Source organism: Capnocytophaga sputigena, from assembly GCF_002302495.1.
In the GTDB taxonomy this organism is placed as follows: Bacteria; Bacteroidota; Bacteroidia; order Flavobacteriales; family Flavobacteriaceae; genus Capnocytophaga; species Capnocytophaga sputigena.
Genome location: NZ_CP022379.1, coordinates 371,687 through 386,274 on the forward strand (window position 1 = coordinate 371,687; position 14,588 = coordinate 386,274).

Genomic DNA, 14,588 nt, shown 5'->3' on the forward strand with positions numbered 1-14,588 from the left:
AAAGTAACGGCTTTCTATTCGATTTTCACACCCTCTCACGAATAAGTTATTAACAAAGTTTTCAACAATTGATAAAAATCAGTGATTTTGAGTTGGGTATTCCAATTGAATACTATACCTTTGCAGTCTCATTCTCATCAAATATGAAAATCATCACTCTTACCACCGATTTTGGTTTGCGCGACTATTCGGTTGCCGCTGTGAAGGGAGCTCTCTACAACAAGTGTCCTAATGCCACTATTGTAGATATTTCTCATTATATTTCTCCTTTCAACATTTTAGAAACTTTTTATATCCTCCAGAATAGTTATATGCACTTCCCAAAAGGGAGTATTCATATTATAGGAGTAGATACTGAGCGCACTGCTACAAAAAAACATCTGCTAATGTCACTCAATGGTCATTATTTTATAGGTGCTGATAATGGTATTTTTCATCTACTTTCTGAAAATTGTACTAATGCAGCTCTATATGAGTTTGATACCCAACCTTCTACACCTCTTTTTCCCACACTTTATAGTTTTACTTCAATAGCTGAGCAAATTTACAAAGGAACTCCTCTTAATCAAATAGGTATTCCTATCGAAAAATGTAATTCAGTATCATATTTCAAACCAGAAGTATCTACAGACGAAAATTTTATTCACGGAATAATTATCTATATAGACCATTACGGCAATGCTGTGAGTAACATTTCGCATTCTCTCTTTGAAGAAACAAGAAAAGGGCGAAATTTTGAAGTAATATTCAATTTGTATTCTTTCAAAAAAGTATATAACAACTATAGTGAAATAAACGATGATGGTAAAATGATGATTCTCTTCAATGAACTGAACTTGCTGCAATGTAGCATCTACAAAAGTGATACCCGTTCAGTAGGAGGAGCTTCTTCTTTATTAGGTATCAATTGCCTCGATAGAGTAATTGTTCAATTCAAATAAAAAATAATTTTTGGAAACTTTTTTTGTTTATTAAGTTTTTTTATCGTACCTTTGCCCCCGATTTAGAACACTTAATATATTATTGTAAGAAAAATGAAAAAAGTAATTACTATAGTTGTAATAGTAGCCCTTATGGGATTAATGGCTTTCCGCCTATATTCTAACAAGCAAAAGAATGCTGAAGAAGTGGCTATCGTTGCCCAAAAAGAAGCTCAAGTAGCCGTTCGAGCTGCTAAGGTAGCAGAAGAAAAAGTAGCTGACCTTTTTACAGCTAATGGTACTTTTGTAGCTGAACAAGATTTGAATGTTTCTTCAGAAATGGGAGGACAAGTAATAAAAATCTACGTAAAAGAAGGTGATTTTGTAAGAGCAGGGCAAGTATTAGCTCAAACAAAAGCCGACAGAACTAATGTTCAATTAGATAATGCTAAAGCAGCTCTCGAAACAGCTAAATCAGATTTGAAACGATTTGAAAGTGCTTTCCAAACAGGAGGAGTTACTGCTCAACAATTAGAACAAGTGCGCTTGCAACTCAAAAATGCACAAGCTAACTACAATTCAGCTGCTATTGCCTCGGGAGATACAGCAATTCGCAGTAAAATCAACGGAATTGTGACCAGTAAAGAAGTGGAAGAAGGAACACTTGTAGCAGCAGGACAAACACTATTCAATGTAGTGAATATCGACAATTTAAAGCTAAAAATCACAGTAGATGAAAGTCAAGTAGGTCGACTAAAAGTAGGAGAAGTTGTCAAAATTAAACCTAGTACATCTTCTGAATTAGTAGAAGGAAAAATTGTTTTTATTGCTCCTAAATCTAATAGTGCTCTCAAATTTCCAGTAGAAATATTAGTAGCTAATAAGGATAAAAAACTTAAAGCTGGTATGTATGCCACCGCCCAATTTGGTAGTGGTAACGAAGATGTTTCTACTCTTGTAGTGCCACATTCTGCTTTTGTAGGTAGCGTTAGCCAAAATAAAATCTTCAAAATTGTAAACAATAAAGCTGAAATGGTAACTGTAAAAAGCGGTCGTAACTTTGGCGATAAAGTGGAAATCATCAGCGGACTTACAGCTGGTGATGAAGTGATTACCAGCGGTCAAATAAATATCGATAATGGTACTCCTATAAAAATAGTACAATAATTGTACTATTTATCTCAATATTAAAATCTCTCCGTCTGCATCAAAACGTATCAGTCGTGAGGGATTTTTTATTTGGGTATCATCTTGACGATAGGGCACTACATAATCACATTGTGCAATAATTTTAGGGTCAATCAACTGATAATACAAAGGCGTTGATTCTCCACTGACATTAGCAGATGTAGAGACTATAGGTTTGCCAAAATCAGCAATCATTTGTTGGCAGAAAGCATCTTGTACAACTCTAATGGCTACAGTATCATCAGTAGCTATTACATTTTTAGCCAAATGCAAAGGGTGACTATAGATGATAGTGGTAGGTTCTTGCAAAGTTTGAAGATAAGCGAGTATCTTAGAAGGAACAGCTGTTACATATTGTTGTAACATCTGTATATCACTCACTAAAATGATAAGACTTTTGCTTTCACTCCGTTGTTTTATTTGGAAAATTTTGGCTACCGCTTCAGGATTTGTAGCATCACACCCCAACCCCCAAACCGTATCAGTGGGGTATAGAATTATCTTCCCTTCCTTTAATATTTCAGTTATCAGATGGTTATTTGCCATTAGTTTTGTAATTTTGCCCGCAAATATATGCAAAAAATGTATACCTCTATCATATCTTTCTTTAAAAGTTTTTCTTTTTTCAAAGGCTGCCTGAAAACTATTGCGGTGCTTATTCCCTTAGGATTAGGTCTTTGGCTTGACTTATTGGATATTGGTATCCCTATAGCTTTGAGTGTGATTGCCATTTCTCCCAGTGATATCCCAGGAAATCAAAAACACCTCTATGGAGGGCTTTTCATAGCAACATTGCTGGCAACCCTCAGTTGTGTTTTAGTAAACCTCACTGCCCCTTATGAGTACTTGTTACTGCCTACTATTTTTTTGCTCACCTTTGGCAATGCTTACATTTCGTTATACGGACATCGTGCTACAATGGTAGCTTTTGCAGGTTTGTTTGAGATAGCCTCTACTTTAGCCCACTTACAAACAGGATGGGGCATTGTGTTATACAGCAGTTGTGTGCTATTAGGAGGCTTATGGTACAGTGTGTTAGTTTATATATTTCTAAAAATACGTCCACGTTTATATAGCGAACAGTTATTAGGAAAATGCTTTGCTCTCACAGCGGAGTTTTTTTCAATAAGAGCTGATTTGCTTATTGCTAAAGACAGAACTGAAGGTTTAAAAAAACTCATCAATCTGCAAACAAGTCTCAACGAAAATTATGAAAAGCTACGTGAAGCTGTACTTGATTCACGTAGCAAATCGGGTAAAACTGATTACCTACAACGCCAATTTTTGATGTTTATAGAGTTAGTAGATATCTTTGAATTAGCCTTAGCTAACCCCGTACAATACGAAAAAGTAGACAAGGCTTTTGCTAAACATCAAGAATATTTACAAACTTATGTAGATTTCCTCAAAGAATTATCAAGGCAGTTGCACCAAATGGCAGAATATATTGGTTCACGCAAGAAGATACAATTAGACAACTGTTTGAAAGACTTATTAGCGCAAACTAAAGAAAAAAACGAAAAATTAAAAGTACTTTCAGAAGTATCGGAAGAAGATAAAGAGCGTGCCTTGCTATTGCGAAATTTTTATATCTATATAGAAAGTCAGTATCATTCTATTGAAAATATCCGACATATTTTTGAGAATTATTACAACAACGATGCAGGGGTGCGTGATGAGAGTACTTATCGCAAGTTTGTGAGTTACCAAAACTATTCGTGGCGACGTCTCAAAGACCATATATCTTTAAAATCAACCTTTTTTAGGCACGCTATGCGTCTATCTATTGTAGTAATTTTAGGTTACCTCATAGGTGATATATTCCCTATCAACAATGCCTACTGGATTATACTTACCATCTTCATCATTATGCGCCCTGGTTTTGGCATCACCCAAGAACGTTCGCTTAGTAGAGTATATGGTACTATCATTGGTGGGGTTGCTTCTTTTGCTGTAATCTATCTACTCCCCTACCCCAGTTTATACCTATACGTTGCTATTTTGTGTATGCCTATTGCTTTTGGATTAATCCAAGAGAATTATATGTATGCGTCTATATTTATCACTATTAGTGCGATATTTATTTTTGCACTGATTACACCTAATGTTTACAGCCTTATTTATGACCGCCTATTGGATACTGTTATAGGAGTTGGGCTATCGTTTGCAGGAAATTATCTCATTTTACCTACTTGGGAACATAGTACTTATAGAGAAGCTGTTACCAAGTCGATAAAAGCTAATATTGCTTATTTACAACAAGTAAAAGAAATTTTTAATACCGAAGAAGGAATTACTACTGCCTATAAAGTATCACGCAAAGAAGCTGTGTTAGCACTTTCTAACCTAAATACCACCTTCCAACGAATGTTACAAGAGCCAAAGTTTATGCAATATAAAAACCCATCAGTATACGGAATTATTGTGATACAACAAACTTTCTTAGCTTCAGTAGCGTCGTTTGGTATTAGGTTGAACAGCAAGAAAGTAACCTTCCCTAAAGCAGTATTCAATGAGGCTATTGAAAGCCTTATAGCCGCTTTACAACACGCTTTAACATTGCTTATTAACCCTACAACTACCATTCAAACTGATTATAAAACACCTATTGAGAAATTCAATCAAGCGATTAAAGAAATTATGGATACCTCTCAAAATACAAATAATTCTTTACAAATTTCAAGGCGTGAGATACAATTCTATGGAGAGCAGTTTAATTATCTATTTGGATTAGCAAAGAACTTAGAACAAAGTATAAAAACAATAAACAATTGATAATTATGTACGAAAAAGTCGAAGCTATTGTAATATCAAATTTAAAATATAGTGATAATAGTCTCATTGTAAAGTGTTTTACTAAAACACTTGGCACACGTAGTTATCTACAGCAAGGTATTCTTTCTGCTAAAAAGAACAGCCAAACCATAGCACTTTTTCAGCCTTTTACCCTCTTAGAGCTCGTTGCTACTCATAAGAGTAATGGTTCCTTAGGTCGTATCAAAGAAGCAAAAGTAACTACCCCTTATCTCTCACTCCATACTGATATATACAAAAGTACAGTAAGCCTTTTTCTTTCTGAAATATGTGCAAATATATGTACTTCTGAGGCTCCTGATATAGAACTTTTCAACTACTTAGAAGAAAAACTCATCTATTTAGACCGCAATGAGTTTTCTGCTAATTTTCATTTAAAGTTCTTGCTTGACCTTAGTAAGTATCTCGGTTTTTACCCCGATGATAACGACTCACATCTCCCTTTTTTCAATTTGGAAGAAGGTCATTTTACAACTACCGAAAGTAATTCAACAATTATTTCGGGAACTATACTTTCTCTATTTAAAGATATTTTAATAACAGATTATCCATCTCTAAATCATATTAAAACTAATAAAAACGAACGCAATGCACTATTACATCAACTACTAAAGTACTACGAATGGCACTTCCCTAATTTTAAGAAATTAAAATCTTTAGAAGTTTTACAAGTACTTTTTTAAATCTGTCATCTATATTGATTTATAGAATTTTACAATAGTCTATAAGAAGTTTATATCAGCAAAAAATTGTCAGTTTATAAAAAAGTAGTACTTTTGAAAAAAAATTTAGTTTAAAGAAAAAAACAATGAATGCAGAATCAATTGCTATCAATAATATAGAAACAGATATAACTCCTACCAAAAAACCTGAATGGATACGTGTAAAACTGCCTACTGGAAAGAAATATACTGAACTGAGGAGTGTGGTAGATCGCTACAATCTTCATACTATTTGTACTTCGGGTAGCTGCCCTAATATGGGGGAATGCTGGGGAGAAGGTACTGCTACCTTTATGATTTTAGGAAATATTTGTACTCGTTCTTGTGGATTTTGTGGTGTAAAAACAGGACGCCCTGAAAGTTTAGACTGGGAAGAACCCGAAAAAGTAGCTCGTTCTATCAAATTGATGAATATCAAACACGCTGTACTAACTTCGGTAGACAGAGATGATTTGAAAGATATGGGAAGTATTATCTGGGCAGAGACGGTAAGAGCTGTACGACGTATGAACCCTAACACTACTATGGAGACTCTCATCCCTGATTTTCAGGGAGTAGAACGCAACTTGAACCGCATTTTGGATGCTGCTCCTGAAATTATCTCTCATAATATGGAAACTGTACGCCGATTAACACGAGAAGTAAGAATTCAAGCTAAGTATGACCGAAGTTTAGGAGTATTGCGTTATTTAAAAGAAAATGGTGCTAACCGCACTAAATCAGGAATTATGTTAGGGTTGGGTGAAAAGGAAGAAGAAGTGATAGAAACCCTTCACGACTTAAAAGAAGCTAAAGTAGATATTGTAACTATAGGTCAATATTTGCAACCTTCTAAAAAACACTTACCTGTAAAACAATTTGTAACTCCTGAACAATTTGCTAAATACAAAGAAATAGGCTTAGAATTAGGTTTCCGCCACGTAGAGAGTGGAGCATTAGTTCGTTCGTCCTATCGTGCTCACAAACACTTATTATAATAAGTATGATATAAACAAAAAAGGCTGCTCTTTGAAAAGGCAGCCTTTTCTTTATAATAACATTCTCTTATGCGAGCATCGTTACAGGGTTCTCAATGTATGCTTTGAGAGTTTGCAAGAATTGAGCACCAGTAGCACCATCAATAGTACGGTGGTCGCAAGCAAGGGTTACTTGCATTGTATGACCTATTACTATTTGTCCATTTTTCACTACGGGTTTCTCTACAATTGCACCTACTGAGAGGATAGCTGAGTTAGGCTGATTGATAATAGAAGTAAATACATCTACACCAAACATACCTAAGTTAGACACAGTGAATGTGCTACCTTCCATTTCAGCAGGAGTCAATTTTTTATTACGTGCTTTGCCTGCCAAATCTTTTACTAATGCACCTATTTGAGTAAGTGTTAATGAATCAGTAAATTTGATAACAGGAACTACTAAACCATCTTCAATAGCTACTGCTACCCCTACATTCACGTGTTTGTTGTACACAGTAGTATCTCCTTTCCAAGAAGTGTTTACTTGAGGATGTTTTTTAAGTGCCATTGCACAAGCTTTCACTACCATATCATTGAAAGATATTTTTGTATCAGGCAAGTTGTTGATTTGAGCACGTGATGCCATTGCATTTTCCATATCAATTTCAATTGCCAAATAGTAGTGAGGAGCCGTAAATTTAGATTCTGACAAACGTTTTGCAATTGTTTTGCGCATTTGTGAGTTCTTCACTTCCTCAGTTACTTCTACACCCACAGGAATTACTGTTGGGATAGCTGAATTTGCTAAAGCTGAAGTTGTAGCAGGAGCCGCTGCCGCTTTTGCACTTGGAGTAAAGTTCTCTACGTCTTTCTTCACAATACGTCCATTTTCTCCACTTCCTTTTACTTCAGTAAGGTTAATACCTTTATCTTGAGCAATTTTCTTAGCCAAAGGTGAAGCAAACACACGGTCGTTAGCATTAGCTACTGGAGTAGCAGCTGGAGCTGCTGTTTCAGCAGGTTTGCTTTCAGCTTTAGGAGCAGCAGCTGCTGCTGGAGCACTACTACCTCCTTGTAATGCAGCTAATACTGCATTTACATCAGTACCTGCAGGACCTATGATTGCCAACAATGAATCTACTGATGCACTTTCTCCCTCTTTTAAACCTACATATAATAAGGTTCCTGAGTGGAAAGATTCAAATTCCATTGTAGCTTTATCAGTTTCGATTTCAGCTAAAATGTCTCCTTCCTTCACAGTATCTCCTACTTTTTTAAGCCAAGAAGCTACAGTACCTTCAGTCATTGTATCGCTAAGTCGAGGCATTGTTACCACTTCTACACCTGCAGGTATAGCAGCACCTGCAGCAGGAGCAGTAGCTACCTCAGCAACAGGTTTTGCTTCTTCAGCTTTAGGAGCTGTTGCAGGAGCACCACCTCCAATAAGTGCTGAGATATCTTCACCTTCTTTACCAATGATAGCCAAAAGTGTATCTACTTTAGCTCCTTCACCTTCTTGTAACCCTATATATAATAAGGTACCTGAGTGAAATGATTCAAACTCCATTGTAGCTTTGTCAGTTTCGATTTCAGCTAAAATGTCGCCTTCATTTACTTTATCGCCTACTTTTTTAAGCCACTTTGCAACAACACCTTCTTCCATAGTGTCGCTAAGACGTGGCATAGTAATAATTTCTGCCATTTATGTTCTTGTATTTAATTAGTGTTTTTATTTTATTAGAGTCTACTTGGCAAGAAAGGATAATTTTCTTGATCGTAAACCACGTCGTACATAATATGTTTTTCTGGGTAAGGTGATTCTTCAGCGAATCTCTCACACTCTGCCACACGTTCTTTTATACGTTCTTCAATCGCTTCTAACTCTGCATCGGTAGCGTATTTTTTCTTTTTGATAACTGCAAGTACATTAGTGATAGGGTCTTGTTTTTTATACTCCTCTACCTCTTCTTTTGTACGATAGTGTTGTGCATCCGACATAGAGTGACCACGATAACGATAAGTACGAATATCAAGTAAAGTAGGACCATCGCCACGGCGAGCTCTTTCTATAGCTTCGTATACTGCTTCTGCTACTGTTTCAGGGTGCATACCATCTACTGCTTGGCAAGGCATTTCATAACCTAAACCAAGTTTCCAAATATCTACGTGGTTTGCTGTTCTTTCTACTGAAGTCCCCATTGCGTAATGGTTGTTTTCCACAATGAAAACTACTGGCAATTTCCATAACATCGCTAAGTTAAGCGTTTCATGAAAAGCACCTTGTCGCACAGCACCATCCCCCATAAAAGTAAGAGTTACTGCATCACGATTGAAGTACTTATCGGCGAAAGCCAAACCTGCCCCAAGAGCAATTTGTCCCCCTACAATACCGTGACCTCCATAAAAATGGTGTTCTTTAGAGAAAATGTGCATAGACCCTCCTAAACCAAGAGAAGTACCTGTAGCTTTGCCATATAATTCTGCCATAATACGTTTAGGATCAACACCCAAACCTATAGGTTGTACGTGGCAACGATAAGATGTAATCATCTTGTCCTTAGTCAAATCCATTGCGTGAAGACAACCTGCAGCTACAGCCTCTTGTCCGTTATAAAGATGCAAGAAACCTCTTACTTTTTGCTGAATATAAACTGCTGCAAGTTTATCTTCAAACTTTCTCCAAAAAAGCATATCCTCGTACCATTTTAGGTACACTTCTTTATCAAATTTTTTCATTTGTTAATGTATATAAAAGTCTATTCGTTTTAAAAATATTTGCAAAGGTGCAAAAAAAAAATAACGTAACCAAAAAATATTTAAAAAAATTTATACCTTTGTCCCATTAATTCAAATTTATAAACGTAATGAAGATAAAATTAACTTCCGCACTTTTGTTATTGATGACGATGATTTCTTGTAAATCAACGACTACCAATGGAGAAGGGAGTACTGCAAACTATGAAATAGTTCCTGCTCCTGAAATGATTACTAACCCTCAAACTGAAGCTGATAAACCTTTTGTTCTTACAGCTGATACCAAGCTCATTTATCCTGAAGGTGATACTGCTTTACAACAGTACGCTGGATTCTTGCAAGAGTACATCAAAAAACAAACAGGAATAGAAGTGAAAGTAGCCCCTAACCAAAACGATGAAGCGAATATTATTTCTCTATCACAAAACTACTCTAACGACAATAAAGAGGCTTACCAAGTAACCATTACTGCCAACAACATTACTATAAATGGAGCTTCTAAAGCTGGAACTTTCTATGGAGTACAATTTTTAAGAAAATCAATCCCCGTACAAAAGGTAAGTAAAGTAACTTTCCCTGCTAAAATAATAACTGATAAACCCTTTTTTGCTTATCGTGGAGCTCATTTAGATAGTGCTCGCCACTTCTTCTCTGCCGACTCTGTACGCATCTACATAGATATGCTTGCCCTTCACAACATTAACAAATTCCATTGGCACCTCACCGATGACCAAGGCTGGCGTTTTGAATCTAAAAAATATCCTGAACTCACTGTCGTAGGAAGTAAACGCAGTCAAACAATGATAGCCAAAGAATGGGAAAAATTTGATGGTAAACCTCATAGTGGTTTCTACACTCAACAAGAGATGAAAGAGCTTGTAAAATATGCTGCAGAACGCAATATTACCATCATCCCTGAAATTGATCTTCCTGGTCACATGGTAGCTGTTTTGGCTACTTATCCAAAATTAGGCTGTACTGGAGGTCCCTACAAAGTGAGAGAAACTTGGGGAGTTGCTGAAGATGTACTTTGTGCAGGCAACGATGAAACTTATGATTTTATCAAAAACATATTAGAAGAAGTAACCGAAATATTTCCTTCTGAATATATTCATATCGGGGGAGATGAATGCCCTAAAAACAGTTGGAAAAAATGTTCTAAATGTCAAGCTAAAATAAAGGCTTTAGGTATCAAGGGTGATGCTAAACATACTGCTGAAGAATATTTGCAAAGCCACATAATCACCTTTGCTGAAGAAGTGTTAGCTAAAAAAGGTCGCAAGATGATTGGTTGGGATGAAATTCTCGAAGGTGGTTTAGCTCCTAATGCTACTGTAATGTCTTGGAGAGGTATTGGCGGTGCTATTGAAGCTGCTAAATCTAACCACGATGCAATTATGACCCCTATGTCATTCTGCTATTTTGATTTTTACCAAACTGATAAAACTGATAAAGAACCTCTTGCTATAGGTAATTATCTTCCTGTAGAACGTGTATACTCTTTCAATCCTTATCCTGAAGCTCTAAATAAAGAACAACAAAAACATATTTTGGGAGTTCAAGCTAATATTTGGACAGAATATATTCAAACTTTTAAACACGTTGAATATATGGCGTTGCCACGTATGGCTGCTTTAGCTGAAGTTCAATGGGTAACTCCTAGTAAACCTAAAAATTATCAAGAATTTTTACAACGTTTAATGCGCTTGCTTCCTATCTATGAAGTGGAAGGTTATACTTATGCTAAACATATTTTTGATCTTCGTGCTGAAGTAAAACCTGGTGTAGATGAAATCAATGTTACTTTCTCTTGTTTGCAAGACACTCCTATTTATTATACTACTGATGGCAGTGAACCTACTAAAAATTCTAATGTATACAAAGAACCTTTAAAACTTACTCAAAACACAAATTTGAAAGCTAAAGTATTTGGCAAAGAAGGTGAAAGTGAGTTCAACCAAGAGTTCTTTTTTAATAAAGCAACTGTACGCCCTATAGAATTCCTCAGCAAGCCTACACAAAATTACGCCTATAATGGTGCTATCACCTTAATAGATGGAAGAAAAGGAGGTAGAAACTCTCGTTCTAGTGAATGGTTAGGTTTTAGTGAAGCTCCTTGTGAAGCACTTATCACCTTAAAAGATAATACTTTAGTAAAAGAAGTGAGTTTCAATGCTTTCATTGAAACTGGTGATTGGATTTATCCTCCTACTAATTTTGAAGTGTGGGGGTCTAAAGATGGGAAAAACTATGAGTTACTTGGTAAAGAAAGTTACGCTCTACCTAAAGAACATTTTAAAGAAATAAAAACTTATACGCTATCTTTTCCTGCAAAAGAAGTTACTTATCTAAAAGTAAAAATCAATGAAGTAAACAAAATTCCTGCTTTCCACGAAGGAGCTGCAGGCAAACCTGGTTTTCTTTTCATCGATGAAATACAAGTAAACTAGTTTTTTTTAAACTCACTAGAAGAAGCTGTCTGAATAGTTTTTAGACAGCTTTCTTTTTATGTTCAAACATATAGTTTTTTCAAAACTATAAAAAAACACTATCTTTGCCTCTGTAACGGCACAATATTTGTACAATAGATAAACACTAAAAATAATTCATATTATGGAACAAAGAATATCTGTAGATATCAGCCAGATAAACGAAAAAATAGAGCGTGAAAGCGTATTCATTGATGCACTTACCAATGAAATGAATAAAGTTATTGTTGGGCAAAAGCATATGGTAAACGCCCTGCTTATCGGTCTGTTAGGCAAAGGACATATTCTTTTAGAAGGGGTACCTGGGTTAGCTAAAACACTTTCTATTAACACTCTTGCAAAATCAGTTCATGGGTCATTTAGTCGTATTCAGTTCACTCCTGACTTGTTACCTGCCGATGTCATAGGTACAATGACCTATAATATCAAACAAAATGAATTCTCTATTAAAAAAGGACCTATCTTCGCAAACTTTGTCTTAGCCGACGAAATTAATCGTGCTCCTGCTAAAGTACAATCTGCTCTATTAGAAGCAATGCAAGAGAGACAAGTAACTATAGGCGACTCTACCTTTAAACTCGATGCTCCTTTTATGGTAATGGCTACTCAAAATCCGGTAGAGCAAGAAGGTACTTACCCACTTCCCGAGGCACAAGTAGACCGTTTTATGCTCAAAACAGTTATCGACTATCCCAAATTAGACGAAGAACAACAGATTATGCGCGATAACCTTAGCAATATCTATGCTGTAGTAAACCAAACGGTGAGTTTAGAGCAAATCCTAAAAGCTCAAGAAGCTGTTCGTGAGGTGTATATGGACGAAAAGATTGAAAAATACATCCTAGATATCATTTTTGCAACTCGTTATCCTGAAAAGTATAACTTAGCTGAACTTAAACCTCTTATCAGTTTTGGTGCATCACCTCGTGGTAGTATCAATTTAGCTATGGCTGCTAAATGTTATGCTTTTATCAAACGTCGTGGTTATGTAATTCCTGAGGATGTACGAGCTGTAGTGTTTGATGTATTGCGTCATCGTATTGGTATCACCTATGAAGCAGAGGCTGAGAATATTACCTCAGTGGAGATGATTCATAAAATAGTAAATACAATAGAAGTGCCTTAAAAGTTAAATATTAAGAATTATAAATGGCATACATATTAAAAATCAGTATTGAAGGCTCAAGGAAGCCTATAATATGGTGACGTGTGAAAGTGAATAACAATATCACTTTTGAAACACTACATTATATTATTCAAACCCTTTTCAACTGGGACAATGCGGATTTGTATCAATTTTACAGATTTCCGAAAAATGAACCTCGTTTGTTTATCAAAACTGAAAAGGATATGGAGTTTGGTAGAGAAATGGGCTTTGTAGGTGATGAGGATGAGGACGATAACTTCGATCCTAATGATCCTATGTCTGTTTTCTTGCACTCACGCCGAGATATTTACAAATTGGTAAACAAGACCCTCCTTTCTGATATATTAAAAAAAGAAAAGGATTATATTATCTATGAGTATGATTTTGGTGATTCGTGGGAACACAAAATTGTATTAGAAGCTATTGATGATGAAACTCTCATCTACCCTATATGCATTAAAGGAAAAGGTAAAACTCCCCCTGAAGATTGTGGCGGTATTTGGGGTTACCAAGCAATGCTTGAAGTACTTAAAGCTGGTAAACCTAAAACTGAAGTAAAAAACTACAAGGAATGGCTCTCTTTCTGTGGTTACAACTTCCCTTGGGATGAAAATGAGTTTGATATCAATGCTATCAACGAAACTCTCATTATAGATACTCAAAATAATTACGAAGATTTTCAGTTGGACTTTCAATAATCCCTAACTACATAATTGCTAATTAATTTTGGATACTAAAGAATTATTAAAAAAAGTACGCAAGATAGAGATAAAAACGCGTAAACTCTCCGATAATATCTTCGGAGGGGAGTATCACTCTACTTTTAAAGGTCGTGGTATGACTTTCAGTGAAGTGCGCCCCTACCAGTTTGGCGATGATATCCGTAATATCGATTGGAATGTAACAGCTCGCTACAACGAACCTTTTGTTAAAGTTTTTGAAGAAGAGCGTGAACTTACTCTAATGTTGATGGTAGATGTAAGTGGTAGTGAGCTCTTTGGTACCGAACAACAATTCAAAAGTGAGTTTATTACTGAAATAGCAGCTACTTTAGCTTTTTCAGCCCTACAAAACAACGACAAAACTGGTTTAATTCTCTTCTCCGACCAAATAGAGTTGTATATACCTCCTAAAAAAGGTAAATCTCACGTACTACGTATTATCAGAGAACTTATAGAGTTTCAACCCAAAAGTTTAAAGACAAATATTTCTGAAGCCTTACAATTTCTCAGCAGAGTAAGCAAGAAAAAAGCGATTGTGTTTATGCTCTCCGATTTTATGGATAAAGGTTATGAGAAACCCATACAAATAGCCGCTAAAAAACACGATATTACCGGCATTCGCATCTATGACAAAAAAGAAACTGAATTACCTAATTTAGGCTACATAATGGTAAAAGATGCAGAAACAGGAGCATTGATGCGCGTCAATACCTCTTCAGCTGCTGTGCGAAATGAGTATACCAAACAATATCGCGAAACAGTAAACTACTTTGAGACTCTTTGGCAAAAATCGGGTGCTGGCGTAGTAAGCTGTAGAGACGATGAGAGTTACACCCAAAAACTATTAGGATACTTCAAAAATAGGAGTTAGGA

Annotated in this window: 12 protein-coding genes; 9 read left to right on the forward strand and 3 right to left on the reverse strand. The window is 35.8% G+C overall.

Annotation, left to right across the window (positions count from 1 at the left end; genetic code table 11):
- Positions 1–143 precede the first annotated feature (143 nt).
- A complete protein-coding gene (locus tag CGC57_RS01825) occupies positions 144–941 on the forward strand; it encodes an SAM hydrolase/SAM-dependent halogenase family protein (protein WP_095897724.1) in 798 nt (265 codons plus the stop codon).
- Positions 942–1,034: 93 nt separating this feature from the next.
- Entirely contained in the window at positions 1,035–2,087 is a 1,053-nt protein-coding gene (locus CGC57_RS01830) for an efflux RND transporter periplasmic adaptor subunit (protein ID WP_095897725.1), read from the forward strand.
- Between the two features lie 9 nt (positions 2,088–2,096).
- Here the strand turns inward: CGC57_RS01830 and CGC57_RS01835 are convergent, their stop codons facing one another.
- A complete protein-coding gene (locus tag CGC57_RS01835) occupies positions 2,097–2,654 on the reverse strand; it encodes an L-threonylcarbamoyladenylate synthase (RefSeq protein WP_095897726.1) in 558 nt (185 codons plus the stop codon).
- Positions 2,655–2,690: 36 nt separating this feature from the next.
- On the opposite strand from CGC57_RS01835, the gene CGC57_RS01840 reads away from it, so the two are divergent.
- The 3 genes from CGC57_RS01840 to lipA all read left to right on the forward strand — a co-directional run bounded on the left by CGC57_RS01840 (position 2,691) and on the right by lipA (position 6,621).
- Entirely contained in the window at positions 2,691–4,883 is a 2,193-nt protein-coding gene (locus tag CGC57_RS01840) for an FUSC family protein (protein WP_095899441.1), read from the forward strand.
- A 5-nt stretch (positions 4,884–4,888) separates the two neighbouring features.
- Positions 4,889–5,605 (forward strand): DNA repair protein RecO, encoded by a 717-nt coding sequence (gene recO / locus CGC57_RS01845; protein ID WP_095897727.1) that lies wholly within the window; start codon positions 4,889–4,891, stop codon positions 5,603–5,605.
- A gap of 125 nt (positions 5,606–5,730) precedes the next feature.
- The gene (gene lipA / locus CGC57_RS01850; protein WP_095897728.1) at positions 5,731–6,621 is read left to right on the forward strand and encodes a lipoyl synthase; all 891 of its coding nucleotides are present in this window, start codon (positions 5,731–5,733) and stop codon (positions 6,619–6,621) included.
- A gap of 67 nt (positions 6,622–6,688) precedes the next feature.
- Here lipA and CGC57_RS01855 read toward each other — a convergent pair whose 3' ends face one another.
- Both CGC57_RS01855 and pdhA read right to left on the reverse strand, forming a co-directional pair.
- Entirely contained in the window at positions 6,689–8,305 is a 1,617-nt protein-coding gene (locus CGC57_RS01855; RefSeq protein WP_095897729.1) for a pyruvate dehydrogenase complex dihydrolipoamide acetyltransferase, read from the reverse strand.
- Between the two features lie 35 nt (positions 8,306–8,340).
- A complete protein-coding gene (pdhA, locus tag CGC57_RS01860) occupies positions 8,341–9,339 on the reverse strand; it encodes a pyruvate dehydrogenase (acetyl-transferring) E1 component subunit alpha (protein WP_095897730.1) in 999 nt (332 codons plus the stop codon).
- Between the two features lie 128 nt (positions 9,340–9,467).
- Here pdhA and CGC57_RS01865 point away from each other — a divergent pair, with 128 nt between their 5' ends.
- From CGC57_RS01865 to CGC57_RS01880, 4 genes are all read left to right on the forward strand, one after another.
- Positions 9,468–11,807, forward strand: a complete 2,340-nt coding sequence (locus tag CGC57_RS01865) for a beta-N-acetylhexosaminidase (RefSeq protein ID WP_095897731.1) — start codon at positions 9,468–9,470, stop codon at positions 11,805–11,807.
- A 163-nt stretch (positions 11,808–11,970) separates the two neighbouring features.
- Positions 11,971–12,972: an AAA family ATPase gene (locus tag CGC57_RS01870; RefSeq protein WP_095897732.1), complete on the forward strand. Its 1,002-nt coding sequence runs from the start codon at positions 11,971–11,973 to the stop codon at positions 12,970–12,972.
- An 83-nt stretch (positions 12,973–13,055) separates the two neighbouring features.
- Positions 13,056–13,691 (forward strand): plasmid pRiA4b ORF-3 family protein, encoded by a 636-nt coding sequence (locus CGC57_RS01875; RefSeq protein ID WP_232034016.1) that lies wholly within the window; start codon positions 13,056–13,058, stop codon positions 13,689–13,691.
- Between the two features lie 28 nt (positions 13,692–13,719).
- Positions 13,720–14,586, forward strand: a complete 867-nt coding sequence (locus CGC57_RS01880) for a DUF58 domain-containing protein (RefSeq protein WP_095897733.1) — start codon at positions 13,720–13,722, stop codon at positions 14,584–14,586.
- Positions 14,587–14,588: the final 2 nt, after the last annotated feature.